The organism is Microcoleus sp. w1-18aA5, assembly GCF_036701705.1.
Taxonomy (GTDB): domain Bacteria; phylum Cyanobacteriota; class Cyanobacteriia; order Cyanobacteriales; family Microcoleaceae; genus Microcoleus.
The window spans coordinates 1-26,445 of sequence record NZ_JAUPTE010000023.1 but is presented as its reverse complement, the minus strand read 5'-3'; the positions used below and the strand labels follow the sequence as shown (position 1 = coordinate 26,445).

The window sequence follows — 26,445 nt, the reverse complement described above, 5'->3', positions numbered from 1 at the left end:
TAGGATGTACTCGATCGCTCTTAGGATGCTGCAGCAAAAATTCTACTCTATGTTATAAGCGCCAGCCCTGTCAAGGTGGTAAAGAAGACTCTCAAACCCTTGAAATATCGAAAGCTGCGATCGTTAAATCTGATTCTTTTAACAGGTGATTAAGCATACACTAGGTTTATTGCCGATCGCCAGCCGGTAGGATGAGGGAAAGCCGATCGATCGCACCAATTACGCTATGAGGGCAGTTTGCACTCACGAGCTAGAAGATTTCCAGCGTTTGAGGGAATTATAGACCCGGCTTAGCAGTCACCCCAGACCGGGCGGGGCGGGTCATCAGCGTCAAGCCGATCGCATTTGCCACATAACTGCAGCGTGAACCATCCCTAAATTGCGCGCTGCGGTTATGCGGCGATGTTTTTTGAGGACGGATTATATCTAGTGTCAGAGAATTCCAGGGGACGATCGCCTTTTGTTCGCTGGTAACAATAAAACATGGACGCCCAAGTTGCAGATAAAGCTAGTTTGGGCTTTATCTGGGCTGAAAGTTTGTTTAAATTACTTTAAAAACAAATATTTTTTTATTAATTAATTAGACACTCCCCATTTAATAAAAACAATAAACCCTCAGCAATTGCCGAGGGTTTATTTCCAGAATCATACAAATTTTTTAACAAAAAATATCGTAGATTATATTTGAGACTAACCCAAATTATCTTTACGGAAATTCTCTACTTGTTTAGGATCACAAAACAGGCGCCTCACAAACGCAATAATTAGACCGAAATTCCCCCACTGGCGCAGCGTTGTGGTGAACGGACGAGCAGAACGGCTCACGGAACAGCCAGACATCGATCACGCGATGCAATTGGTCAAAGAACACAACCCCACACTTTCACCCGCCATCAATCGCACCTGGATTGACTCGCTGGGACTTGCGGAGGTAATTGCAATTTACCGCATTCAGCCCTGGGAAATGAGCGGGCGCACGACGGAGGGAATCAGCAGTCGGTGAATATCTCTGCTCGAATGGGAATAATAATTTTCTCAGTGGATCGCGATCGTCCTACTCGCAGACTCAGTAGCATTCCGATCAAACTGAGTATGATATTAAATGAACTTACTTGCCAAAAAATCTCTCATGTACCGATTCACTAACTGCGGCTGTTCCTGCTGCACCCAGTGGCTGCAATTAGGAATGTAATGAAGCTGAAAATCGCGGACGTAATCTGCTGTTCCATAAGTTAACTCTTTGCCGAGGGCGGCATCATTTTCTCCCCAAATCATCAGCGTCGGAACTTCCAGAACCCTCCAATTCTGGCGATCGAGAAATCCGCGAGCAATATTGCGGTAATAATTGATAGTAGCAGTCAGAGCACCCCGTTTGGCAGCAGCATCTTTGTAAGCTTCGATATCTGAGGGGGTAAAGGTGCTTTTGTTAATTGCCATACCTTCCAAAGCAGCCGAAATTGCCTGATAGTCGCCCAACTGAATTAACAACTCCGGCAAAACTGGCAACTGAAACAAAAAGATGTACCAACTTTTCAACAATTGTTGGGGAGTGCGTAACCCTTCAGCAAACTTGGCAGGATGTGGTAGATTCATCACAATTAATTTATCCACCATTTGGGGATAAGCATAAGCAAAATTCCAGGCGATCGCGCCTCCCCAGTCGTGACCAACTAAGACGCAACTTTCGTATCCCAAACCCTGAATAATGCCCTTGACATCTTGCACAAACTCTGCCATCACGTAAGCAGATTGATCGTGAGGTTTGTCGCTGTCGTTGTAACCTCTGAGATCTACAGCGACAACTTTATAATCTGATGCAAATTCCGGGATTTGATGCCGCCAAGAATACCAAAATTCAGGAAATCCGTGCAGCATCAGCATCAGCGGCCCCGAACCTTGAGTGACATAGTGCAGTTTAATGCCGTTAGTAGGGATAAATTCGTGTTTCCAAGCAGCTTCTAGCACAGACATATTTGATGCTTCCTCTAGCTTTCGAGATATCCTAGCAGTTCCTCTGTTTAAGAGGAACCAACTTTAGGCATATGTAGCAATTCTCCCAGCACTTGTAAACTGTTCCTTTTCTCTTCCTTTGTGGAACAGGCGTCCCGCCAGTGCTTCTTCGCGCAAAAAAGCCGTAGCTTGGGGGGTCCGACGCGATCGCCCGTTTCCCAAAAAAATTGCTATCTCTGTCAAAATAATAGTATAATGTCGCTGGCATCCAGACAACTGTTAAGCCAAAAATTACTCATTTTCGAGCGCGCGAAAATGCCGAAGCGCAACAATTTGAGGTGTGGTAATTGTGCAAGTTCAAGAATTAAGAACTGGCGAGTGTACTAGGAATTAAAGGAGTTAATACTATGTCGGGCGATCGCCTGCAAAACATTGTTAACCGCTTGACAGATCGTCTAAAGCGCGATGTATTAGTTGAACAATCCCTCTACGACATTCGAGAAATTTTGCAGAGCGATCGCGCCTTACTGTACTATTTTTACAGACAGTGGCAAGGTCGAGTGACTTACGAGATGTTGAGCGCGATCGAACTCTCAATCTTGGGTTCAACGGGGCCAGATGAGTGTTTTAACGACGAATACGCTGCTTTGTACGAAGCCGGCAGAGTTAAAGCAATTGCAGATATTGAAGTAGAACCAATTAACCCATGCCACCGAGATTTTCTGCGTAGCCTGAAAGTTCGCGCCAATTTAGTTGTGCCAATTTTAACGAACAAAGGACTGTGGGGGCTGTTAATTGCTCATCAGTGCAGCGGGCCCCGCACTTGGTTGCGATCGGATATTGAATTCATGCAGACACAAGCACAAAATATGGCAATGTCTCCCACAATTCAAGATAGTTAATATCGCGTCTACTATTAGTACATAATATACCAGGATTTCACCCTCGAATAATGTAACAGATCGCCCCCTTGGAGTAGTATGAATCTCAGTGTTCAACCGTTTTCGAGTTTGGGTGCATTCACTCGGCGATCGAAAATGACCAACCAACCGGAATCTTGTCCCAACCTAGCCAAATATCTATCTAACTGTTCCCAACCTTTGTCTCTAGCAAGAGTTGGCGGCAAGGAGTTTTCGGATGCTGGGGGAGCGAAACCCAAGAATGATATCTTGAGGAGACACGCCACGTTGAATCAGTTCTCGATCGATGTAGATTTCGGTACTGTTGTGTTGAATCCAGATTTTATTTTCGATGATATCGAGCTGCATGGCACACCCATAGATGCGATATTCGTCGCGCCATTCGTTGTGCATAACGAGATATCGATCGCGGGCGAAATCGAATATTAACTGAGCATTTGCGTCATTTGTAGAAAAGTCTTCGAGAAAGTTACACACAATTTTGCGGTATTCGTTTAGTCTATCCATTGGTCGATCGCCTCACGAGTTGGATTGTAAATAATTAGTCGAATTTCATAACGTTCGATGACTGTTTTTGCGGGTTCAAATCTGAGAAACATTTGGTAGGTATCGGTGGGAACTGCCAGATACAGCATACGTTCTGGTTCGCTAGAGACTTCGATGGCAATGCGATAGTTGAGGAATTGACCGAGGGCGGTGTGGAATTCAGAAATGGTGGAGCCACCTGCGAAACTTTTGACTTCTACAGCTATTTTACGTCCTTCTTTTTCAGCGGCGATCGCTTCTTCGGCTGCAAGATCGATGTAGACATCAGCAACACCATAGCGTAACTGGTAGGGATCGTGGGTAATTTTCCAGCCATCTTTTTGTAGGGCGATTTTGACCGTGTTGTGGAAGAGATCCTTTGCCATTTGTAGCTTTTACCCAAGGATTTACATCGGACAATATTAGTACATATTATACCCGAATGTTACGCACCAATAAGTGTAACCGATCGCCCATTAGAGTAGTACGAATTTCAGTTGTAAGGTGCGTCAAATATTTAAACTCTCAATAATCGTTATAAAAGCTCACCTGACGCACCCTACAATTTGATTTTAGTATGCCAATTGCGTAATTACTGTTACTATTAACTAACAGCTACAGCCTCCCCCAAAGGATGCTGCTGCAAAACCGCTTGCAAATACTTCCCAGTATAAGACCTCGGATTTGCCGCCACATCCTCCGGCGTCCCCGCCACAATAATTTCGCCGCCCTTATCTCCCCCTTCTGGGCCCAAATCGATCGCCCAATCGCAGCACCGAATCACATCTAAATTGTGTTCGATTACCAAAATTGAATTACCCTTATCCACCAATCTTTGCAGCACATTTAACAAATGGTGAACATCATAAAACGACAAACCAGTCGTCGGTTCATCTATCAAATAAAGCGTCTTCCCAGTAGCACGGCGCGACAGTTCCGTTGCCAATTTTACCCGCTGCGCTTCCCCTCCAGAAAGCGTCGGCGCGGGCTGTCCCAACTGAATGTAACCTAAACCAACATCAACCAAAGTTTGCAGTCTGACGCCCGCCCTGGGAATATTTTTAAACATTTCCAAAGATTCCTCCACAGTCATGTTCAACACATCAGAAATCGACTTGCCTTTATACTTCACTTGCAGTGTTTCTCGGTTGTAGCGCGCACCCTTGCAAACCTCACACTGCACGTAAACATCCGGCAGAAAATTCATCGAAATCACGTTCACGCCCTGGCCGCCGCAAGCTTCGCACCTTCCCCCTTTCACGTTAAAAGAAAACTGCCCCGCTTTGTAACCTCTTGCCTTCGCTTCAATGCTTTCGGCAAACAAATCGCGAATCACATCAAAGACTCCCGTGTAAGTAGCGGGATTAGAGCGCGGAGTACGACCGATGGGAGATTGGTCAATTACAATTACCTTATCAACCACATCCTCTAGAGAGCGTTCCCCTTTAGTTTTTAGGGCGTCCATATCGGGTGGTAAAGGCACTTTTTTGGTGATATAATGTTGCAGTGACGGGTACAGCAATTCATTGATTAAAGTTGATTTTCCCGAACCGGAAACCCCCGTCACGCAGACGAGTTTTCCGAGGGGAATTTCGACATCGATATTTTTTAAATTGTTGCGCGTTGCATTTATGATTGAAATAGCTTTGCCGTTGCCTTTTCTCCTTTCATTAGGGGTTTCAATTACTCGCTTTCCCGACAAATAAGCCCCGGTCAAAGATTCCTCGGCTGCCAGTAAATTTTCTAAACTTCCTTGCGAGATAATTTTGCCGCCGTGCACCCCAGCACCGGGCCCGATATCAACAATGTGGTCGGCCGCCCGCATGGTTTCTTCATCGTGTTCTACGACAATCAAAGTATTGCCTAAGTCGCGCAATTTTGTTAAGGTTTGCAGCAGGCGAAAGTTATCTCTTTGATGCAGTCCAATACTGGGTTCGTCCAAAACATAGAGCACACCAGTCAAACCAGAACCGATTTGAGTCGCTAGCCGAATTCGCTGGGCTTCTCCGCCAGAAAGTGTCATTGCGGCGCGGTCTAAAGTCAGGTAATCTAACCCGACATCGAGCAAAAATTGCAGCCTTGCTTTGATTTCTCTCAGGGCTAAATCGGATATTTGGAATTGCCGATCGCTCAATCCCAAATTATTTACTCGTTCGCGGCATTCGCGAATCGAAATACTGGTTAAATCCACAATTCCGTACTGTCCCAACCGCACCGAAAGCGCTTCGGGTTTCAAGCGTTTGCCGTGACAAACCTCGCAAGAGCGATCGACCCGATACTGTTCCAACTTCTGCTTGATCAAATCAGAACCAGTATCGTCGTACTGGCGCTGCAACATGGCAATCACGCCATTAAAATCTCTCCTAAAATCAGTGCTGCCCTCGCGCTTTTTACCTTCTGCGCTGCGCTTTTGCTCATTGCCGTACAAAATCGCCCGCTGGTGTTCGGGCTTTAATCGATACCAAGGAGTGTCGATATCAAACCCACAACTATCAGCAATACTGCAAAGCAAAGAGAGATAATAGGAATTGTCTTTGTCTGACCAAGGCGCGATCGCACAATAAAGAGGCGCTTTCTCGTCGGGAATTACCAACTCCGGCGCAAAAGTCCGCAAACTCCCCAAACCGTGGCAGTTTTGGCACGCGCCGTAGGGCGAATTAAACGAAAATAACCTGGGTGAAAGTTCTTCCATTACCGCGCCGTGTTCGGGACAAGCAAAGTTTTCGGAAAATACCATCGGCCCCTGTGGTTGGGAATTTTCTTCAGTCGGTAACTCTTCAATAATCGCAATTCCCTCAGAATGGCGCAAACAAGTTGCCAGAGAATCAACTAAACGTTCTTCTAAACCGGGTTTTTTAATTAACCGATCGACAACTATCTCGATATTGTGCGTATGATTTTTATCTAATTCGATATTTTCCGAAAGTTCTAAAATTTCTCCGTTAACTTTGACACGAATAAATCCTTCGGAAGCTAAACTCGACAATAATTTGCGGTGAGTGCCTTTTTTTCCGCGCACAACTGGTGCCAGAAGGTGAAAGCGAGTGCCGTCGGGAAGTGCCATGACTCGATCGCACATTTCATCAATAGTCTGCGGTGCAATGCAGCGATCGCAAATCGGACAGTGCGGTTCACCGGCTCTGCCGTAGAGTAATCTGAGATAATCGTAAATTTCTGTAACAGTGCCAACAGTCGATCGCGGGTTATGAGAAGTTGACTTTTGGTCGATCGAAATAGCCGGACTCAACCCCTCAATCGCGTCCACATCCGGTTTGTCCAACTGTCCCAAAAACTGGCGCGCGTAAGCGCTGAGAGACTCCACGTAGCGGCGCTGGCCCTCGGCAAAAATTGTATCGAAAGCGAGGGAAGACTTACCAGAACCGGAGACACCCGTAAAAACGATCAGGCGATCGCGCGGCAGTTCCAGATCGATATTTTTCAGGTTGTGCTGTCTCGCACCGCGAACCCGAATCGTATTTTGGTTGTTAGAGTGAGAATTCGTCACATTATGCCCGTTGCGGGATGCACTTGGCTGGCTGTTTGAGGTTTCGGCGCGTTGGGACATGAGAGTAGTGCAAAACAGTGCTTAACCATCTTAGCGCTGCAGATCGAATAGCTGGCATCCAAACTCAAGAATATCAAAGAATTGTCAAATAAGTTTCCGTCGGCCCGTCGGGCAAAACTTTCAATCTTTGATTTTTCAAATCGACTTCAATTCCCAGCGCTTCCATCGGAATCACCCCTAAAAGTGAAGTTTTCCCCTCTGGCAATTCCAAACACTCAAAAGTCCCTTCGCGCCCGCACAGAGAAATCGAAGCATCCCGAAAAATCCTCGCCTCACTAATGCCCGTGGCTGTTTCCCCAACTACTTGCTTGAGAATTTTCAAACCCAGTCTGGCGATGACATCTTTAGGCAAACACAAAGTTGTCGCGCCCGTATCCACCAAAACATTTTCTAGAGTAACAGACCTGACTTGCTCCATTGGAATCAGACCATCTTCTGCTTTAGCTTCATCAATCCGATTCGTAATTACTAGGGTTGTGATAACTTTTCCCAGTGGAGTTTCCGTAGTTGTTTCCATTACGTTCAAATTATCATAAATTGCTACTTTAATTATAGCGCACATATTTCCACAGATTCTAAGGCGATGCACTCCCCATTCTGCACCGCCCACCTGACGAATAGCCAGGGCTAAATCATCAAATTATTGCACGCCAATCAACTTGTGAGTTTGCAAAGATAACCTGTAACTAGGATTCTGTTTTAGCAACTCCAATATAATGGGAATTGCTGAACTTTTTGAGTTCCATTCTGGTTGCAAAAAAACCGGAATATTCACATTACTTTCTAAATGCTTGTGATAAAATTTAACTTCTTCGCCAGTGCTAATCACCAACTTAATTTCATTAGCTCTAGTCCAGAAAAGCTCTTGAACCGGATAGTTAGGATTGACGTGTTCCTTCGGGGAAAGAGTAATCCAAGCCTGGGGGGAAACATCCTGCCAGCAAGCACCCGAAGTTTCAATACTCACCTGCTTGTCAGCTTGTAACAAAGCTTCAACTAACTCAGGCAAATCGCGGTGAATGAAAGGTTCGCCGCCAGTAATGACTACCCTCGGAGACTGCAATTGAGCGAGCAATTGTGCGATCGACTGCGGCACAGACGGCAAACCTTTGCCCCCATTTGCGTAGCCTGTGTCACACCAAGGACACCGCACAGGGCAACCGGCCAATCTGATAAAATCAACTAAAGTCCCCGTCCAGTAACCTTCGCCTTGAACAGTACACTGAAAAGTTTCGTGAATTGGTAATTTTAGTTGTAAATTAGACACCCGAAGTTACGCCTCAAATCAATTAATTACGTTGTTTATATATAATATTCTTAAATTGTTATTTCTTCGCGGTTTGCAACAATTAAAAACAGTACTGAACCTATAAACGGGGTGTATGAAAAAAAATTATCTCTTTTATCCCAGAAGCTTGACCCAGCCCAAAAACGGATACCGTGCCACGTACTCCTGTCGTGGAAAGATAAAAATTTTAGACCAAAGTTCAAGATCCCAGATTTATCTGTGGGGTAAATCTAAAATCTAAAATCTAAAATCTAAAATCGACTGACTCAGCAATCCGGTTTCTTCATAGCTTTGGTATGAGTCCCTTAGAAATCCACCACAAACCGCAAATAACTCTTTAATTATGCTGTTCAGGTTCCATCAGAGTAGCCCAACGGCGTTTCAATGCCAAAGTCAGTCCGTCAGCAATGGGGACAACACTGAGAGTAACCCTGGGATCGTTACGCAATTTGTCGTTGAAACTACGAATAGCGGTGGTACTTTCGTCTTGTACTTGAGGGTCAGCAACTCGTCCAGACCACAGAACATTGTCAATTACAATTAAACCGCCATTGCGTACAAGTTGTAGCGATCGCTCAAAATAAGCCTCATAATTTTCTTTATCGGCGTCGATGAAGGCAAAATCAAAGGTTCCAGCTTGTCCCTCGGCTATTAGTTTGTCGAGAGTATTTATTGCTGGGCCCAAATGCAAAGAAATCTTATTAGCCACGCCCGCAGCTTCCCAATAGCGTCGTGCGATCGCAGTATATTCCTCGCTGACATCGCAGGCAATAATTTGACCGTTAGGAGGCAGTGCTAAAGCTACGCACAGCGCGCTATAACCAGTAAAAACGCCAATTTCTAAGGTTTTGGTCGCTCCCATAAGCTGCACCATGAGCTCCATAAACTGACCTTGTTCGGGAGCAATCTGCATCATCCCCATAGGATGCTTAGCAGTTTCTTCTCGTAGTGAAGCGAGAATATCTGGCTCCCGCAGAGAAATAGATAACAGATAATCGTAAAGTTGATGTTCTAGGCCAAGAGTTGAGTTCGCCATCGGTTTGTCCTTGCTGCTCACTTTTGATTTTAGATTGTAGACGCCCTGTTAATGGAAATCCGAGAATGTAGAGTTAATTTAGGCATCTATCTTGCTGTGGCTGAGGGCAGGTTGCAGTAGCAGTCTCTCGGTTACACAGAGGCAACTTGCAAAACGCGCGCTCTACTTCCAAATCAGTTTATCTCAGCCACAGGTGATTTAGCAGCTCTGGAAAATAAAAATAGATAGAGGGGAGCGTTTTGAGATTCCTGCTTTTCTAGGACTAGCACCGCGTAACGCCGTTAGTGATACCAGTTCAAAAAATGAATGCAACTGTATAGAATCTGCAAACCCATACATAATCAGCCATTCCCCATCTCAAATCTCAAATCTCAAATGGTATGAGTAGGGGAGAATGTGACCCAAAGCATCCAGGATACAAGCCCCCGGATTCATCCGTGGGGTCAATGCTTCAATTCTTTAATCTAAAATCTAAAATCTAAAATCGATTGACTTCATCCTGATTACTAACTAGATGAACTGCGAAAAACATAAGTATGTCATTGCCAGTGAAATGAAGCAATCGCCGAGGTTGTAATTAGTTTACATTTTGTTACATTGTCAAGTTTGTTTGTGTCGCTCTAATTAATCGCCAATGACTCATTATTGAGGACTTACGCACTCCCAAACAAACAAACCGTTTCCTTTAACTATTATTGATGGGTTCAAGCCCGTGTATTTTCATGGAACAAACCAGGCGTCTGGAAACCCTTGTCTCCCGGAGTATTACTAATCACTAATAAACTGGGTTCAATAGGACGATTTCTTAACTGTCACACCTTATGAATCCATACCTAAACAACTTACCCCAATTCTCAACTAACTTGCACGATTGAGGTAGAGCAAGCATTTGTGGGAAAAAACAGGTTGATCGCAACCCTTGGCCTGCACTTTTACTCATAACTAATTAACCGGGATTAATAGGACGCTCACTTAACTGTCACAGTTTATTACTCCAGACCTAAAACACCTACCCACAATCAAAACAACATTCCACCAAGGCATCGCTATGTATTACAGTTTTGCAGGTTTTGGTGCCGCCACAGGCATATTTTTGCTGCTAGTTTTTGCCATTCTGCAATGGCTGCACGTCTCCGCCGGCAGTTTTATTGATTGGATAATTGCCATTGCTATTTTTGAATGGCTGTTGCTGATAGTTACAGTTCCCTGGAATATCCATTTTGAAGCTAAAGAAGTTTTAGCCCAAGCCGCAGAATCGACTAAAAAAAACATTGCTGTCGATCAGGAACAAGTCAAATACGTTACTGTATTAGTTAGCCGATCGCTCTTTGTGGCGATCGCACTTCACCTGTTTAGCGCGATCACACTTTACGCCCTAGCCGCCGCCGGAATTAGTGCGATTGGCTATCTCAGTTCCGCTGCTGCACTGCTGTTAACTGTACTGCGTCCAGCTATTCGAGGTTATCAGTATTTAGCCCAAAGGCTGACAAGTATCCGCCGCCAATTTTTGCACCCCCGCGAAGATATTGTCGAACTCCGCAGCCGCTTTGCAAACTTAGAATCTACAGTTAGAGATTTGAGCAATCAATTAAGTTCAGACAATCCGAATTCATGGGTGGCTGTCCAAAATCGGGAACGGGAAGCTATCAGAATAGAACTAACTACTTTATCCGCATCTCTACAATCTTTGCAAGCGACAAATCAAGCAGAGCACACTCACCTGAGAAGAGATGCAGAAAGTGCGATCGCCCAACTCACCGATGACGGACAATTTCTCAACCATGTCCGCGAAATCATCCGCTTTTTTAAAGAATCGTAAAGTCCTATTATCTCCGGTCAAACAACCACATTCACATTGGTTTGTAGTGAGGACTTTAGTCTAATGGCACTGAAAAAATGAGCCCCAAAAAATCTGTAAGGCAATATATACATAGATAATTGCCTGACCAACCAAAATATCTCTCTCCATTATGTCAAATCCTGCGTGCATTCTCAAACAACAATTTTTGCAGAGCGTTGCCTCACCTTGGGAGAATCTTTGCCATTGGACTTTAGTCCGCAGGATCGAAGGACTAAAGTCCTCACTACAAACTCATCTGAATCGATATCATTCAATCGGACATCAACTACGGTAGCTGACCTAATTTTTGAGTAAGAATCGCTACAGCCACTTCATAATCCTTTCCGAGGAGGTAAGCGAAATGATAATAGCTGGCAAGATAGAAATCGCAACCAAACTTCTGATAGCGATCGCAGATCGCCAGAAATCCATAACGGGCATCGCTGGGCTTTGTGAACCAATCACGATGGTAAGAGTCCTGAAGAAACAGGGTAAGTGTCTGTTGGTCAGCACTCGAAATCAATCGAATGGGATCGATGCTGGCATGGTGCGATCGCGGCACTGGCAGCAGCAGGTTATACTCTTCAACTGTGAGAAAATCTGCGAGACTATCTTCGGCGATCTCAAAGTAGGATTCCTCCGGTAACTTGAGAAAATGGTGCCACGCCATCCAAAATTCGTGTTTGCTGTCAAATCCTGGATCGATATCTAATCGCCACTGTTGATCCTGACATAAATCATCGAGAACATCTTGGGGCAAATCCATGAGTTGCATAAATCGTTTCCCTGCAATCCTTTTAACCGCCTAGTGCGACTATTCTAATAGATATCTACAGAAGAAAGAGATATTTCAAAAGAGCGATCGCCCGCAAATACAAGGTGCGCGCTCACGCTCCACTTATTCCTAATTCTCTAGCTCCTTTAATCGTTCAAACACCAACACTGAATCGATCGCCCCAATTGCCTCCGACATTCGCAACTCGTGCGTTCCTCCCACAGTAATATACCGCTTTCCTTTCTGCTGAAGGACCTCAACAAACTGTTGGTGCATAGTCATCCGTAAATGTTCGCTTTCTCGCGTTCCATCCTGAACAAACCCGAAATCCGGCTGAGTCAAGATATACAAATCGTAGCGGCGGCTGTCTGCAATTTGCTCGAGTGTCGGGTGTTCCGAAGCAAGGTAACGTTTGTGCCAAATACAAGTAGCTAAAGAATCTGTATCGCAGATAACGACTTTGTTAGCGCGAGTAGCAATATCGTCTTCTATAGCAGCTTGTTTTTTGGCAATTTCTACAAATTCATAGCTGTCCCAAATTTCAGGTTCGGGCGAATATTGCCTACCTTCCCAGTAACACCTGCCGTATTCGGGAACCCAAACAGTTTGGTAGTGCTGTGCGAGCGATCGTGCCAGGGTAGTTGTGCCGCTCGATTCTACACCCAGCACGCAGACTCGTTTGGCAAAGTAGGCTTTGGCTGGGGGAGTCAGCATTTGCCAGTGTTCGGCTAGGTGCGATCGCAATTGGGTTCCAGAAATCGGGAATTTGAGCCGTTCGCGATCGACTGCAAAGTGTTGAGTTCCCATCAGTTTTGCCCAAGGTTCCCCGTAATCTTCTGAAGTAAAAGCGATATCTGGTTTTCGCCCGGAAAGCACCTCAAGAGTCCTCTGAGCCCAAGGTTCGGGGGCTTCCGGCAAATCGTCGAGGACTTCGATAACTTCTGCGTCGGGATGCAAAAACCGAATCCAGTCGGCTCTAACGCTTCCTGCAACTGCTTGATTTGTTTTGTAACAGGCGAGAACGATTAAACGGTCAACCTTTTTTTTAGCTTCTCGAATTAAGTAGTCGTGTCCTTTGTGGAAGGGGTAAAATTTGCCTACAGTAACACCCAGTATCATAAAGATTGCTGCTGTTTTAACTTTTGTTCCGAGTAAATCCGCTGAAAATTTTGCAGTCCGTAAATTGCCATCAACCAAAATATCGCGTACAAAATACTCGTCAGATATAGCCCGCGCGAGGCATACAAGGGAACGTAAATCGTGTCTGCAACAATCCACAAATACCAGCTTTCGAGATAGCGTTCCATCAGATACAACTGGGCGATCGAGCTTAAGATGGTGGTCAGGGCGTCCCAAAATGGTGCCGCACCGCCCAAATATACTAATACTGTTCGCAAGGCAAATACGCCAACTGTAACTAAGACTGCGGTGAGGATGAGCCAGCGTTGATCCATGCGAGATACAGGTTTTTCTGTGCTGTTTTCGCCGCCCTGCAGCCAAATATAAATTGCTCGCAAGCTCGTGATTAAATAGAAAAATTGAATCGCAACTTCGCCGTAAAGTTTAACTTGATAAAACACCGCAGCGTAGGCGATAACTCCGATTAAGCCGATCCACCACCCTAGGGGATTGTTTTTAGCAAGCAGCCAAACGCTCCAAGCAGAAGCGATCGCGGCTATCGCTTCCATTAAGTCGAGTTGGATAGGGACAAACCACTGCACAGAAAGCAGGAGTACGAAGATGCTTGCTGTCAAGCCGATTAAGTTTGGCAGGTTCGCTTTTTTCATGGCAATCCCTATCTCGGCTGCCTATATTGACTGCGAAATCAAATCCGAATCCTTCTTTTCTTTTGAGCGATCGACACTAAAGTCTTCATAGTACGATCGCTCAGTATTCACATCCCACAAATCGTGCTTTTCGCCGAGAATATTTCTCACAGCCAGCATCCCCGTCAGCATGGAATGGTCTTGGTTGTTGTATCGGTGCATACCGTTGCGCCCGATCGTCTGCAAATTCTCAAATCCCTTCAAAAAACCTTCAAGTACCTGCAAGTGTCCTCGATATTCTCCATCATAAACTGGATAAGCTTTAAGTTGCCGTATGACCACTCCATCTTCCACATCAGCCGTTGTTGCTAACCCTAAACCAACCAATTCGCGAGTTGCTAATTCGATCAGTTCAGCGTCCGACATTTCCCAAATCTCGTCGCCTACGCTACAGAAATATTCCATTCCTAAACAACTTTTGCTGACATCGGGAACTAAAGCTGCGCTCCAATTCTTAAAGTTTTGAATTCGTCCAACTTTGACTTCGGGAGAGTGAATGTAAATCCAGTTGTCAGGAAACAAATCCTTGCGATCGACAATCAGCGATACAATCAAAAAATCTCGATATTTGAGCGATCGCGCGGCGTGCAATACCTCTTCGGGCGGCTGCGGTTTCATTCTTGCTACCAGCGCCGATATCGGCATACTGGTAATGAAATTATCCGCGGAATATTGAATTAATTCTCCGTTTTGCTCAGCAGTAATACTTTTAATTTTATTCCCTTCACGCTCAAAGCTAATCACTTTAGTATCGAGATAAACTTTGCCATCTTTATTCTCCACAGCTTCCGCGAACTTTTCCCACATCATCCCCGGCCCCAAAGCTGGATAATCAAACTCTTTGATTAATGTTTTAGTGTCGTTGCTACCAAACAAAGCATTAATAATTGCTGTCGTCAGCGACAATCCTTTAATCCGCTGGGCCGCCCAATCTGCTTGAATTTCCGAACAAGGAATGCCCCAAACTTTTTCAGTGTAAGTCTTAAAAAATGTTTTATACAAGCGTTCGCCAAAACGATTGATCACCCATTGTTCAAAAGTTTTTTCTTCGGTAAGTGGCCAAACTCTCACTTTCAGATAACTCAAAATAATTAGCGTACTCTCAATTATGCCCAAATTAAAGAGAGTATTGAAGGCACTGATCGGATAGTTAAAAAATTTACCTCGATAAAAGATTCGCGACAATCGTGGCACTTTAATAAACTCATTTCCCAGAACCTCTTGCCACAACTGCTGCACGGCTTCAACTTTAGTATAAAAGCGGTGGCCGCCAATATCGAAACGATAGCCTTTGTAGGTTTCTGTGCGAGCTATTCCCCCAACTTTATCACCTTTTTCTAGTACAACAGGGATGATGCCTTGCTTGACGAGCTCATAGGCAGCAGTCAAGCCCGCAGGGCCTGCACCCACGATCGCAACAGGATAATGTTTCACTCAGCCTACCTCCAGCTTTTTTATCGAAACTATACAGTTATTTATAACTTGTCAAAGGGATAGATGCACCCGTGAATACCCTGAGAAACTATCGATCTACCTGATGTTTAAGCACAAATTACCTTGATTTATTGAGCGGATACCGGCAAGCTAACTTTGCCAGTCACAGGCTTTTTTTGGTATAAGTAGCGACCAGTGCCGATCGCGAATGCCAGTCCGCTGTAAAAGTAGAAAAGCCAGTGCCACGGAATAGTTTTCAGGGCAAATAGGATACCGTGTTTACGGTGAAAAAATCGGTAAAGCGGTGCATTAATTGCTACCAGTGGTATGGCCAGCAAACTAGCCAGTAACAGAAAGCTCAGCGACCAGCACGTTCCCAAAACTGCCAGCAGCACTGCATAAGTTAAAATCACGCTAATGCGATTTGAAACTTGCAAGTTGAGGTCGTTATTCAATTGGCGATCACGCCAAATCAGTTCTGTCCAAGGCAGTGCTCGGTAGAAAAAGTCAGCTTTCACCATCCCCATAGGTTTCCACTGCTTTAAATGCTTAACCTGCAATGTTTTGCACAGCCGAATGTTATAACCTGCTTGTTTCAAACGGTAGCCGAACTCAATATCTTCGATCGAAGCTTGGCGATAACTCTCATTAAAGCCACCCATTTGCAAAAAAATTTCCCGGCGAATCACTCCGCAAGCGCCCCAAAAAGTCGAAGCTTCTTCGTTACCTGTTTGGTGCACGTAGTGGTGCAGCAAGTTCCTGTACTGCGATAGAAAATCAGGATCTCCAGGATCATCGTCGTAAGAGCCAATGAAAGCAGCTAAGTAGGGATTATTTTTGAACACCGATATCGCATAGCCCACAGCTTCTGGACAAACAGCGACATCAGCATCCACAAAAAACAGAATATCTCCCTTTGCAGCTTGGGCACCCAAATTCCTTGCCCGCGCTGGCCCCCCGCATTCGGGAATCCTGATCAGTTTGGCGCCGAATTCCTTGGCCAGACGCCAGGAACCGTCGCTTTCGCCATCTGCTACTACAATAATTTCGATCGGTTTGGGCACAGCTTGAGCCAGTTTTGACAAACAGGTGCGGAAGTAAGAGCCCCCGTTGTGGACTGGGATAATAACGGATACAGTGGGGTCGGCGGTAGAAATCATTACCTAAATTGTTTAAGTTGCAGGGGCTAAAATTTGCTGGGATTTTATTGTTGCTACTTTACTAAGGGTAAAATTAGCTCTACTTTTTTATTTATAACTCGATTGCTGTTTGTATTCAACTAGATTTTTTGCTGGCATTCTCGATGGGATTTTCCCCAATTCATACCTGTATTCTACGCCATATCTTGCTGAGACTGACCTGATGCAGACAACAGCTTTACAAAATCTTTAAATATAGGATTGTTTGTGTAAACTTGCGAAAAAGCACCGGCAGGATTTTTGTGCGGCTGTGTTGCACCGCACAAGACTGTGATTTTATAAGTAAGTACACCGTATAAAATAAAACATACTTTCTACGGGTATCCGGGAACTGTCAGGACTTGCGCGGTACAATTTATTTTACAGACCTCATCTCCGAATGACTCCTGCACCAAGTGTCGATCGCGACTGCGGAGTCAATGCACATTTTATTATTTTTGGCAATATATTTTAAATATACGTCAAATATACGTCTTAAAATTTCTGACGCTGTACGATCGAGCTTTCGTAATTTGCTAACATACCCTTAGCTAGCTCCCTTTGAACCAAAACTTTTACATAAACCCTTTTTTATATTACATGAACAACTCCCAAAACACTTTAAATCAGCCATTAGTTTCAGTCATCATACCAGCTTTCAACGCTGACAATTTTATTGCTAAAACCTTAGAGTCTGTTTTATCTCAAACTTATCAAAACATAGAAGTTTTAGTAGTTGATGACGGCTCTACAGATACAACAGCCAAAATCGTCCAATCTTTTGCTCAAAAAGATAGCCGAGTCAGCTTATTCCACCAGCCAAATTCCGGCGTCGCCGTCGCCCGCAACCTAGCAATTGAAAAATCAAAAGGCGAATATATTGCCCCCATCGATGCCGACGATATTTGGTATCCGCAAAACCTAGAAAAACAAGTTAACTGCCTGAATTCCTCAGCACCATCTGTCGGAGTTGTCTATTCCTGGTCAGTTGATATAAATGAAAAAGACTTGCTCACAGGTGGATTTTATAACTCCACCATCGAAGGAGAAGTTTACACAGCATTAATTTATAAATATTTTATAGGCAATGCCAGCTCATCTCTAATCCGCCGCGTTTGTTTTGCAAAAGTCGGCGGTTACAACAGCCAACTTAAACTAGAAAACGCTCAAGGCTGCGAAGACTGGGAACTGCACCTCCGCATAGCCGAACATTATCAATTTAAAGTCGTACCAGAATACTTAGTTGGCTATCGGCAGATTGCCAGAAGTATGTCTAGCAACTATGCAGCAATGGCCAAAGCTCACTCTTTAATTATGGCAGATGTCCGACAGCAACATCCCGAAATTCCCAGCAGAATTTATCACTGGTCTAGCAGCAATTTTTACATTTACTTAGCTGTTAAAAGCAACCGCAGCGGCAATCACCGCAGTACATTATCTTGGCTGTATCGAGCTTTCAAAGAAGATTTATTAATGGCACTTTTGCGCCACAATTTGTATCTGCTGTCAATTGAAAGTATATTAAAAATAATACTCCCACCGCCAACAGAATCAGGGTTAGAGTTAAAACAAGCATCAGAATCGAGTGAAGGGACGACACTTGCTAGGATTGAGGCGCGAACCAAGGCTCACAGAATGTTGCCATCGCAGCTATACGAAAGAATGCGATTCAATAGTTTAGGAAATCGAAAATCTACATAAACCCTACGTTGAAAAACCCGGTTTTTTGAAGAAACCGGGTTTTTGAGGAAGCTAGAGGGCGTTTAATTCTGCCTGGTTGGTCGATCGAGAATCAGGAAAGAGGGTTAAATAAAAAAAATTAATTTTCCATTCTTACTTCTTCCTTTTCTTCCTGCTTCCTGCTTCCTGACATCCGTTACATCCATTACATCCGTGGAGCGAATCCGTTGCCGAACTTCCTTATTCCCTCTACTTAATATCTCTAAGCGTGAGAAGCTGTAGCAGTTTGAGCTTGGGGCTGCTTACCATCGGGCGAAATAGATTCCCCTTCAATAAACGATCGCAACATCCAAGCCATTTGTTCGTGCTGTTCCATCAAACCAGTCAAAAAGTCTGCGGTTCCGTCATCCTTAAACTCTTCACCGCACTGTTCAACGTGTTTGCGGAGATTGCGAATAATCAGTTCGTGGTCGTCAACTAAACGCGATACCATTTCCGTAGCCAAAGGCAAATCGCCGATATGTTCTTTTATCGAACCATACTTCAGAAAGCCCTCAGCAGTACCAATTGGATAACCACCTAAAGTTCTCACCCGTTCAGCCATAGCATCGATATTTAGTGTTAACGCCTGATAGTGTTCTTCCCACAACTGATGGAGCGATCTAAACTGTGGGCCAACTACATCCCAGTGATACTTTTTGGTTTTGATTAACAGCAGATAAGCATCTGCCAGGTCGTGATTCAATAGTTCGATAACGCCTGCACGCTGCTCGTCAGATAGACCTATGTTTAACTTACGCATTGAAATTGTTCCTTCAAATCTAACTTTACATTTATTAGAACAAATTTACCCAACCACTTACATCAACCCAGAGGACGATCGAAGACGATCGCATTTTAGTAAAATATCTGCTTTTCAGGTTAAAGTAATTGCAATATTGATACCCTTAGATAGATGCAATCAAACTTATTGTTCCGAAGCGCTTTTGTTTGCCGATCGCATCGATTGGGCAGCAGGGGAACCCCCGCTCAATCCCGCTATATAAAAAGGCTGCACTCTGATTGTTAGTAAAAATCAAGGAATTTATGCCGAAGTTAACGAACATCACACACACTTAATTGTGCGGGCGGGTTTAAATGATGGCATAAGGAACTTGCAATTAAATATAACCCTTGACCCCATCTAGTAGACCGAAAGAGAGAGCCTGTTTGCTCGCTTCACCTTGGGAAGGACTTGCGCTGCTGTGACCACCACAGCACTCAGCCGAAGGTATCAACGGCCGTGTAGCGTTTTGGGCCCCCATGAATGCTTTGTCCAACCCGACACTCTGATGAACCATCGTTATGGCAACTGTTTAAACCTGGTTCTTGGCGGATGGCGTCTCCAGGAGAGATAAAAAAAGCAATCCTCTGTGTTTGCGCGAAGGAGGAGAAAGAGGGCATTGCAGTTTGTCCTATCTGGGGAATCCGGGGTAAAGTAGCGGTAGGAAATATTTATCCATACTTTGACTAACTGTGCTACTTTCATTGTTAGCTGTAAACCATCATGCGGGAAATCTGCCAGAGCGTGGAAACCATATTTCAACTGCTGTTAGACGAACTCAAAAAGTCCACTCGCGCGTCTGAGCAGAACTGCCAAGATGTAGCAGGGCGACTCGCAGCAGAAGTCAACAGGATATGCACTGAAAGCCAGCGGATTCAGGCCTCTGGAGATATAGAAGGTTCAGCCCAGAGCCTAGCTCAGCACCGCCTGCAACAATGCCTCCACTATTACAATTTAGGCTCCGGGCCCGGGCGAGTAGAATTGCACAGTACCCTCAGCGCGATCGTCTATCGCTACATCACCCCTCCGCAGGTGCAGTCTAGCTATCAGGCGCGAGTAGAACTGATCAAAGATTTTTTGCAAGGATTTTATCTGGAAGCTTTAAAGGCATTCCGGCGCGAAACCCAACTGCCACCTACCTACAGTCCCCGCACTCGCTTAGAACTAGCAGAGTACATGGCCTTTGTAGAGCGCTTCGGCAAGCGGCGCATTCCTTTACCTCGGAACCGCAGTCAGCAACTAATTATTTTACGGGCCCAAACCTTTTCCCAGCAGCAGCCCAAAGAAACCTCCGTAGATATGGAACAAGCCGCTGACGGAGGGGCTTCCGATTCCGACCAAACTTGGAACGACACCTCGGTGCACTCCGTGCGGGAAGCGATGGCAGGACAGGGTTCCGCTGCAATTCGCCCGCAAGGCGACGAGTCAGAATCTCTGCGGCTAAACGTGATTGACGAATTAGTGGCTTACTTGAAAGAGCGCAATCAACAAGACTGCGCCGATTACTTCGTGCTGCGCTTGCAAGACTTGCCGACTAATGAAATAGAGTCGCTTCTGGGCATAACTCCCCGCCAAAGAGACTATTTACAGCAGCGCTTCAAGTACCATTTGCTCAGGTTCGCCATGTCGCACCGCTGGGAACTTGTTCACCAGTGGCTGGAAGCAGACTTAGACCGCAATTTGGGTTTGCTGCCTTCTCAGTGGCAGGCGTTTGGCGAGCAAATTGGTCCAGAGGGACAGCGTTTGCTAAAGTTGAAACAACAGGGTCTGTCAGAATCAGCGATCGCCCAAACCCTGGGTAGCACGGTAGCCCAGGTACAGAAGCGGTGGTTTAAATTGCTGGAACTTGCGTGGGAATTGCGAAATCGTTCAGATTCCGGAGAAGGGGCATCTAGTGATGAATAACGAAACGAACAGGGATGCAGAGGCTTTCGATCGCCATTTTTTAGACTGGATATTGCAGGTGCCGATCGCGAATACCTCTAACGAAAATGAGGAAAACCTCAATCCATCCCCTCGCTCAGAAGAGTGGGGCGACACAGAAGACAATTCCGGGGTGGAATACTGGGAATGGGACGAACCAGACCCGCTGGACTATCAAGTGGGGGCGCACAACAATGCACCCGCACAACCGCTGACAATTGGAGAAATACCGACCGTGCAAGACCGTTTTCAGACCTTGTTAAAAGAAAGGCTTAGAGCCGAAATTGAATCTAACCCGCCGCTGTTCCCCTGGGAAACAGAATTCAAAAGCTACGACCACGACTACCCAGACGATGTAGCCCCGCAATGGGTTCCCCCCCTACACATCTGGACTCCCCAACTACAAAATATCAGGTGGGGCCGCCTGCCAATTCCGATCGCCCAAGGGGTTTTTGCTCAACTGCTAGAACCTTGTCAGGAACTGGTAATGTCGTCGCTGCGGCAAGGCTCAAAGTTAGTTCGCGCTGTAGATAGCTTATTTCCGGGCCAGTCTCAGGAACTCAACGAGTTAGCTGGTTTAGTGCTCCGAGGTTCTTTGCGGGGACTTCTAGATTTAGAAGATTTCCCGAATTACGAAGCAGCCAGTACCGATCAACAAATGGTGCTATCGCTGTTGGCCGCCAAGGAAATCATTGAGTCTCTAACTCTCGATTGTCCTGTGAATCAGCCGCCGGTTTCCCGGGAGTGGCTGACTGGTTTGGGTGCGCTGACTCTGGAGGCTCAATACCTCTCGAACCCCAACAGAGAACAGCCAATGCCGTGTTTAAGAGTTGAGTGCCAATTTCCGGGGGCAGGAAGTTTGGAACTCAAGGGAGGAGATGCCGAAGCAACTGCACACCGTCCGAATTCGGGGCATTTAAGTGTGGAGTTGTTTGACCCGCAACCTAACAAGACTTATGCCCTAGAAGTTCGATTCCAAAACTTCGAGACCAGACCTTTGATGTTTGCTATTCGTCCAATTTGGGCAGGACAATATAGCAACTAGAAAGGTCTATTTAGAGTAAATAATGTAGGTGTTTACTCTGTGGTTTGACCTCACACAAAAACAGATGGAATCCCTCGACTTCGGTCGTGGAAAGCGAAAAAGTTTAGATATTAGTTAAAGCCACCAGATTCATCTGTGGGTTCAATCTAAAATCTAACGACAGGGAAATAAGATTTAGATATTAGTTAAAATCCAGATTTATCTGTGGGTTCAATCTAAAATCTAAAATCTAAAATCGTTTGACAGGGAAATAAGATTTAGATATTAGTTAAAATCCAGATTTATCTGTGGATTCAATCTAAAATCTAAAATCTAAAATCTAAAATAGTTGGATGGGTGCACATGACAACTGATAACCTGCGAAATATACCTGTGTTGGGTAAGCTGTGGGAGCAGATTGAGGCCATGCCTCCGCCGGTGATTGAGGATTCTTTACTGCTGCGAATCCTAGTTCAGTTGTTGGTAATTGTGGGAATTGTAGCTACTGACGTTGCTGCTGAAGAAGCTCTAAACCTGTGGGCTGTGCCTGTTAGTATTGTGGGAGCAACTTGGAGTTGGTACCGCCGCCGCGATCGCAATGTAGCTGCTAAGTTCTGCATAGCTATTGGAATGCTGGTGGCGCTGTTCGCTTTTTTTAGCCGCTTGGTGGGAGAATTGAACGATACGCGGTTAGTTTTGGCGCAACTGTTAATCCAACTTCAAGTGCTGCACAGTTTCGATTTGCCCCGCCGCAAGGATTTGGGCTATTCGATGGTAATCGGGCTAATTTTGTTAGGGGTAGCAGCGACTCTCAGCCAAACCTTGACTTTTGGGCCGCTGTTGTTGGTGTTTTTGGCTTTAGCACTTCCGACTTTAGTGTTGGATTATCGATCGCGCTTGGGATTTTTGAAGCCAGAAGCCATTGGCGAAAAAGCACAAGGTAAAGGGAAAAATGAAAGCCTGTCGCTATTTGCTGCTACTTTATCCCCAAAGTATTTTGGTTGGCTGCTACTGATAACTGTCGGGTTGGGGCTGACTATTTTTGCGTTTTTGCCACGCCTCCCTGGCTATCAGTTGCGGACTTTTCCGGTGAGTGCTCCTATTGAATATCAGGGGGAGTTTGACTCGCGCAGCATTCTGAATCCGGGGTATGTTAGAGGGGGAAATGAAAAAGGAACTGGCGGAGGAACGGGGAGAAATCCAGACTCTGGGCCAGGAGAGGTAGACTCTACTTTTTATTACGGTTTCAACCAGCGCATTAATCAAAATTTGCGGGGGGAAATGAAACCTCAAGTGGTGATGCGGGTGCGATCGCAGGCTGCGGGTTTTTGGCGGGTATTAGGCTTTGACAAATACACTGGTCAGGGTTGGGAAATTTCTCGCAACGAACAAGCTCAAAAGCTGACTCGACCTAGCTGGTCTTATCAATTTTATTTGAATCCGTTTCCCAATGCGCCTCGGACTCAAGAGGTGATTCAAAGTTATACTATTGTTGCTCCAATGCCGAATTTGATTCCGGCTTTAAACAAGCCGAAGGAGCTTTATTTTCCTAGTCCAGAGGCGGCGATTGATGCGGAGGGGGGTTTGCGAGCGCCTGCAGAATTGGGAGAAGGTGTGACTTATACGGTGATTTCTAATGTGCCTTTTCGCGATCGAGCTTTGTTGGGTAAAACTGGTACTAATTACCCGAAAAATATTCGCAATTTCTATTTGGATGTGCCGCCGGAAATTGCCGCAAAGGTGCGGGCAAAAACTGAGGAAATATTGCTAGCAAGGACGAGAGTAGCTAAGTCTGATAGAGCGATCGATTCTCCTTACGAAAAAGCTTTGTATTTGGCTCAATATTTAAAGCAAAATCCGAATTACAAAATAGAAAAAGCTTTGCCTTACTTAGAAGAAGGTGAAGATTTAGTCCAGGCTTTTCTGTTTGGCTACAAAAACACCCAGGACGGCAAAAAAGTTACAGGTGGATATCCAGACCACTTTTCGACGGTACTGACAATTATGCTGAGGTCGATCGGGATTCCGGCGCGGCTGGTGGGCGGTTTCGATACGGGGGAATTCAACCCGTTTACTGGTTACTATGTTGTGAAAAATACCGACGCTTTTTTGATGACGGAGGTATATTTTCCCAATAATGGCTGGTTTGCTTTTAATCCGATTCCCGGTTATCCGCTGATTCCGGCTTCGGTGGAAGACAACCAGACTTTTAGTGCGCTGGAATCGTTTTGGAATTGGATCGCGGGTTGGCTACCGACTCCTCTCAGAAGCGGGCTGGATTCAGTCATAGGTTTTGTAATTGGCTGGATAACTTTGATTGTAGGCTGGTTTCTGGGACAGTTTGCTAAGGGTTGGGTGGGGTTATTTACTGGTTTGATTGCTGCGATCGCCTTTGGCTTTATTGGCTGGTTAATTTGGCAACTGTGGCGCAAGTGGCGCCACCGCCGCTGGCTGGCGAAGTTGCCGCCCGTGGAGGGAGTTTATCAGGAAATGCTGAAAGATTTGGCGAGTAGGGGATTTGTGAAACCTCGCGCTCAAACGCCTTTGGAGTATGCTGAGGCTATGCGCGGGAATCATGCAACTGATGAAGCTGAGGTGATTGATGAGGTTTCGCAGGCTTACGTGCGGTGGAAGTACGGGGGCGAAGCGGGTAATTTGAACCAGTTGCGGGGGTTGGTGGAAAATTTGAGGCGATCGCACTTGAAGAAACTCAAAAAGCGCTGGTTTTAAGCGATAAGGGTAGGAAAAAAAGCGTCGCTTGCCTACCCTGTTGAGAAGTTCGCCTAGCTCTTATTTAATCTTAATAAGTAACCCTCCTATTACTGGTAAATTTGCACCAGAAGGTACTCAATTATGGTGAAACGTCCTCAATTTGATTCCACTCAACTCATCCGACGTGCTGAAGAGTTGGTGGCGGCATCTTCCAATCGCTACCGCATTACTGTTCAAGTTGCTAACCGTGCCAAGCGCCGTCGGTATGAGGATTTTGACAGTATGGATGACCACCAGATGAAGCCAGTAATGCGAGCAATTTTCGAGATGTCAGACGAACTGACATACCCAGAGATTATTGATGAAGTTATTGAACCTCCATTTGAAGGAATATCGCCAACACCCGCACCAACACCCGCACCAACACCCGCACCCGCACCCGCACCCGCACCAACACCCGCACCATCGCCGACCAATACAACATCATCGCCACAAACCAGCGAACAAATTCTTCAAATAAATACTGAAGTCAATGCTAATCCTCAACTACGACAACTAAAGCAAGAATCTAATTCAAATGCTTGGAATAGTCTAGTTAATTGGATTGGTGAATCTATTTGTGAAATTAATTTTGCTGCATCTGAATCGTCTGTTAAAAGGCTAAAGCACAGCTACCGAGACAAATCTCCCTATGAAATTGCTCATGTTCTTATTGTTCACAAATCCTTACAAGCGGCTGGAGTGGATTTAGTTAGAGGAATTCCAAGAGCCGAAGCTGTTATCAGGGGGATAGCTAAGTACGATTTACCAGAAATCACCAAACTATCGGCAGAAATGGTTTATCAGATTGCCGATATTTATGGATTTAACTTACAAGATCCCGAACGAAAAATTGAAGCTTTAACAGCCTTTGGTGCAGCTTTTTTGGGAGAAAGAGCTATTGATGCAGGTATAGACTGGCTAGAATATGGCATGATTCCCAGTAAAATAATAAGTGCTTCTGCTAAAGCCCTAATGATTTATGCAGTAGGAAATGCTGCTTGTAAGTTCTATGAAGCCAAACTTAATCAACATATTAATCCCTTAACTTCGCCAACAGTTATAAATAAAATTAGGGAACAAAGTCAACATTATTTAGATAACGCTACTTCCGAAGAAGGAATCGTTGCTCTGATTTCTAGCGAAATCAATATGGCTTTGACCATAGACTATACTAGACTCAGTAGTTTACTACAAGTGGGAGAATGGAAAAAAGCAGACCAAGAAACCTGTGAGATCATAGTAAAGATAGCTAGCCGTGGTTTTGAGCAAAATTTGAGAATCTTGCCCATTGAGGATTTACGGACTATCAATCAACTTTGGTCACAGAATAGTAATGGACATTTTGGTTTTAAGGCGCAAAAACAAATTTATTGGGATGTGTCAAAAAAAGTAGGCGATTTTGGAGAAAAGATGGGCTGGCGAGGAAAAGCAGGTTTATTCGGTGGCGTTTTTGGTTGGAAATCCTATGATGATTTAAACTTTAACTTACAATATGCTCCTAAAGGGCATTTGCCAGCTTTTCCCTTAAATATATCTTGGTGGTACCACTCAGGTGAAGCAACGAGAGATTTTGCCCAATCAATTTTAGAGAGAAACGATTGGTAAAGTGTGATAAATAAAGCTGCATATTTCACGGAATAAGCCTCTACCAATATGCAGCTTTCTTGTCTGTGTTTCCTTCCCCACTCGTCATTATTCAAGCAATGGCTTAACCTAAGAAAATTCCCGTCAAGCTTCAAGATTTAGGGCAACAAAACGAAACCACGATCGACCTTCAATGCGCCGACTCCTAGCTCAAATATGCAATGACATCAAAGGTTTGTTTGATAAGCTGTTGTGCATTTAAAACGCATAGTGGTATAATATAACATAATGATATTCAGACAAAGTGAATGCCTGCTAAA

23 protein-coding genes and 1 pseudogene are annotated in these 26,445 nt (G+C 45.0%); 10 read left to right on the top strand and 14 right to left on the bottom strand.

The window, feature by feature from the left end; genetic code table 11:
• The first annotated feature begins 796 nt into the window (after positions 1-796).
• Positions 797-1,003, top strand: a complete 207-nt coding sequence (locus Q5691_RS11035) for a hypothetical protein (RefSeq protein ID WP_333344835.1) — start codon at positions 797-799, stop codon at positions 1,001-1,003.
• Between the two features lie 95 nt (positions 1,004-1,098).
• Here the strand turns inward: Q5691_RS11035 and Q5691_RS11030 are convergent, their stop codons facing one another.
• The gene (locus Q5691_RS11030; protein ID WP_333344834.1) at positions 1,099-1,971 is read right to left on the bottom strand and encodes an alpha/beta hydrolase; all 873 of its coding nucleotides are present in this window, start codon (positions 1,969-1,971) and stop codon (positions 1,099-1,101) included.
• A gap of 386 nt (positions 1,972-2,357) precedes the next feature.
• Here Q5691_RS11030 and Q5691_RS11025 point away from each other — a divergent pair, with 386 nt between their 5' ends.
• A complete protein-coding gene (locus Q5691_RS11025; RefSeq protein WP_333214076.1) occupies positions 2,358-2,852 on the top strand; it encodes a GAF domain-containing protein in 495 nt (164 codons plus the stop codon).
• A 92-nt stretch (positions 2,853-2,944) separates the two neighbouring features.
• Here the strand turns inward: Q5691_RS11025 and Q5691_RS11020 are convergent, their stop codons facing one another.
• The 7 genes from Q5691_RS11020 to Q5691_RS10990 form a co-directional block, all read right to left on the bottom strand.
• Positions 2,945-3,076 (bottom strand): hypothetical protein, encoded by a 132-nt coding sequence (locus tag Q5691_RS11020; RefSeq protein ID WP_333214078.1) that lies wholly within the window; start codon positions 3,074-3,076, stop codon positions 2,945-2,947.
• A complete protein-coding gene (locus Q5691_RS11015) occupies positions 3,057-3,377 on the bottom strand; it encodes a XisI protein (protein WP_333214080.1) in 321 nt (106 codons plus the stop codon). Before Q5691_RS11015 ends, Q5691_RS11020 begins: the two co-directional genes overlap by 20 nt.
• Complete coding sequence (locus Q5691_RS11010; protein WP_333214083.1) at positions 3,365-3,781, bottom strand: XisH family protein; 417 nt, start codon at positions 3,779-3,781, stop codon at positions 3,365-3,367. Before Q5691_RS11010 ends, Q5691_RS11015 begins: the two co-directional genes overlap by 13 nt.
• 218 nt (positions 3,782-3,999) lie before the next feature.
• Entirely contained in the window at positions 4,000-6,960 is a 2,961-nt protein-coding gene (uvrA, locus tag Q5691_RS11005; protein WP_333344831.1) for an excinuclease ABC subunit UvrA, read from the bottom strand.
• 73 nt (positions 6,961-7,033) lie between these two features.
• Positions 7,034-7,477: an aspartyl protease family protein gene (locus Q5691_RS11000; protein ID WP_333344871.1), complete on the bottom strand. Its 444-nt coding sequence runs from the start codon at positions 7,475-7,477 to the stop codon at positions 7,034-7,036.
• A gap of 123 nt (positions 7,478-7,600) precedes the next feature.
• Complete coding sequence (locus Q5691_RS10995) at positions 7,601-8,227, bottom strand: 7-carboxy-7-deazaguanine synthase QueE (protein ID WP_333344829.1); 627 nt, start codon at positions 8,225-8,227, stop codon at positions 7,601-7,603.
• Between the two features lie 358 nt (positions 8,228-8,585).
• A complete protein-coding gene (locus tag Q5691_RS10990) occupies positions 8,586-9,284 on the bottom strand; it encodes a class I SAM-dependent methyltransferase (RefSeq protein WP_333344827.1) in 699 nt (232 codons plus the stop codon).
• A gap of 1,048 nt (positions 9,285-10,332) precedes the next feature.
• Here Q5691_RS10990 and Q5691_RS10985 point away from each other — a divergent pair.
• Entirely contained in the window at positions 10,333-11,103 is a 771-nt protein-coding gene (locus Q5691_RS10985; protein ID WP_333344825.1) for a hypothetical protein, read from the top strand.
• 307 nt (positions 11,104-11,410) lie between these two features.
• On the opposite strand, the gene Q5691_RS10980 is transcribed toward Q5691_RS10985, so the two are convergent.
• The 5 genes from Q5691_RS10980 to Q5691_RS10960 form a co-directional block, all read right to left on the bottom strand.
• Positions 11,411-11,899, bottom strand: a complete 489-nt coding sequence (locus Q5691_RS10980; RefSeq protein ID WP_333344823.1) for a hypothetical protein — start codon at positions 11,897-11,899, stop codon at positions 11,411-11,413.
• Between the two features lie 129 nt (positions 11,900-12,028).
• Positions 12,029-13,018, bottom strand: a complete 990-nt coding sequence (locus tag Q5691_RS10975; protein ID WP_333344821.1) for an AAA family ATPase — start codon at positions 13,016-13,018, stop codon at positions 12,029-12,031.
• Complete coding sequence (pnuC, locus tag Q5691_RS10970; protein ID WP_333229511.1) at positions 13,015-13,686, bottom strand: nicotinamide riboside transporter PnuC; 672 nt, start codon at positions 13,684-13,686, stop codon at positions 13,015-13,017. Before pnuC ends, Q5691_RS10975 begins: the two co-directional genes overlap by 4 nt.
• Positions 13,687-13,707: 21 nt before the next feature.
• The gene (locus Q5691_RS10965; protein WP_333214098.1) at positions 13,708-15,159 is read right to left on the bottom strand and encodes an NAD(P)/FAD-dependent oxidoreductase; all 1,452 of its coding nucleotides are present in this window, start codon (positions 15,157-15,159) and stop codon (positions 13,708-13,710) included.
• A 128-nt stretch (positions 15,160-15,287) separates the two neighbouring features.
• Positions 15,288-16,319 (bottom strand): glycosyltransferase family 2 protein, encoded by a 1,032-nt coding sequence (locus Q5691_RS10960; protein WP_333214100.1) that lies wholly within the window; start codon positions 16,317-16,319, stop codon positions 15,288-15,290.
• Between the two features lie 618 nt (positions 16,320-16,937).
• Between Q5691_RS10960 and Q5691_RS10955 the strand changes: the two genes are divergently transcribed.
• Positions 16,938-18,038: a glycosyltransferase family 2 protein gene (locus Q5691_RS10955; RefSeq protein WP_333344818.1), complete on the top strand. Its 1,101-nt coding sequence runs from the start codon at positions 16,938-16,940 to the stop codon at positions 18,036-18,038.
• Between the two features lie 241 nt (positions 18,039-18,279).
• Here the strand turns inward: Q5691_RS10955 and Q5691_RS10950 are convergent, their stop codons facing one another.
• On the bottom strand, positions 18,280-18,819 hold the full coding sequence (locus tag Q5691_RS10950; RefSeq protein WP_333080946.1) for a Dps family protein: 540 nt from the start codon (positions 18,817-18,819) through the stop codon (positions 18,280-18,282).
• Between Q5691_RS10950 and Q5691_RS10945 the strand changes: the two genes are divergently transcribed.
• The 6 genes and pseudogenes from Q5691_RS10945 (at position 18,803) to Q5691_RS10920 (ending at position 26,146) form a co-directional block, all read left to right on the top strand.
• Complete coding sequence (locus tag Q5691_RS10945; protein WP_333214104.1) at positions 18,803-19,063, top strand: hypothetical protein; 261 nt, start codon at positions 18,803-18,805, stop codon at positions 19,061-19,063. The two genes, Q5691_RS10950 and Q5691_RS10945, sit on opposite strands and share 17 nt — an antisense overlap.
• Positions 19,064-19,563: 500 nt before the next feature.
• On the top strand, positions 19,564-20,745 hold the full coding sequence (gene hetZ, locus Q5691_RS10940; protein WP_333214106.1) for a heterocyst differentiation protein HetZ: 1,182 nt from the start codon (positions 19,564-19,566) through the stop codon (positions 20,743-20,745).
• Positions 20,738-21,808: a hypothetical protein gene (locus tag Q5691_RS10935; protein WP_333309116.1), complete on the top strand. Its 1,071-nt coding sequence runs from the start codon at positions 20,738-20,740 to the stop codon at positions 21,806-21,808. The genes hetZ and Q5691_RS10935 overlap by 8 nt, the downstream gene beginning before the upstream one ends.
• A 342-nt stretch (positions 21,809-22,150) precedes the next feature.
• Positions 22,151-24,517 carry a transglutaminaseTgpA domain-containing protein gene (locus Q5691_RS10930; protein ID WP_333229515.1) on the top strand — a complete coding sequence of 789 codons (2,367 nt, stop codon included), beginning with the start codon at positions 22,151-22,153 and terminating at the stop codon, positions 24,515-24,517.
• Positions 24,518-24,640: 123 nt separating this feature from the next.
• A pseudogene (locus Q5691_RS10925) lies at positions 24,641-24,865 on the top strand (DNA-directed RNA polymerase subunit omega); the annotation flags it as partial.
• Between the two features lie 468 nt (positions 24,866-25,333).
• Positions 25,334-26,146: a GUN4 domain-containing protein gene (locus Q5691_RS10920; RefSeq protein ID WP_333309254.1), complete on the top strand. Its 813-nt coding sequence runs from the start codon at positions 25,334-25,336 to the stop codon at positions 26,144-26,146.
• The last annotated feature ends 299 nt before the right edge of the window (positions 26,147-26,445 follow it).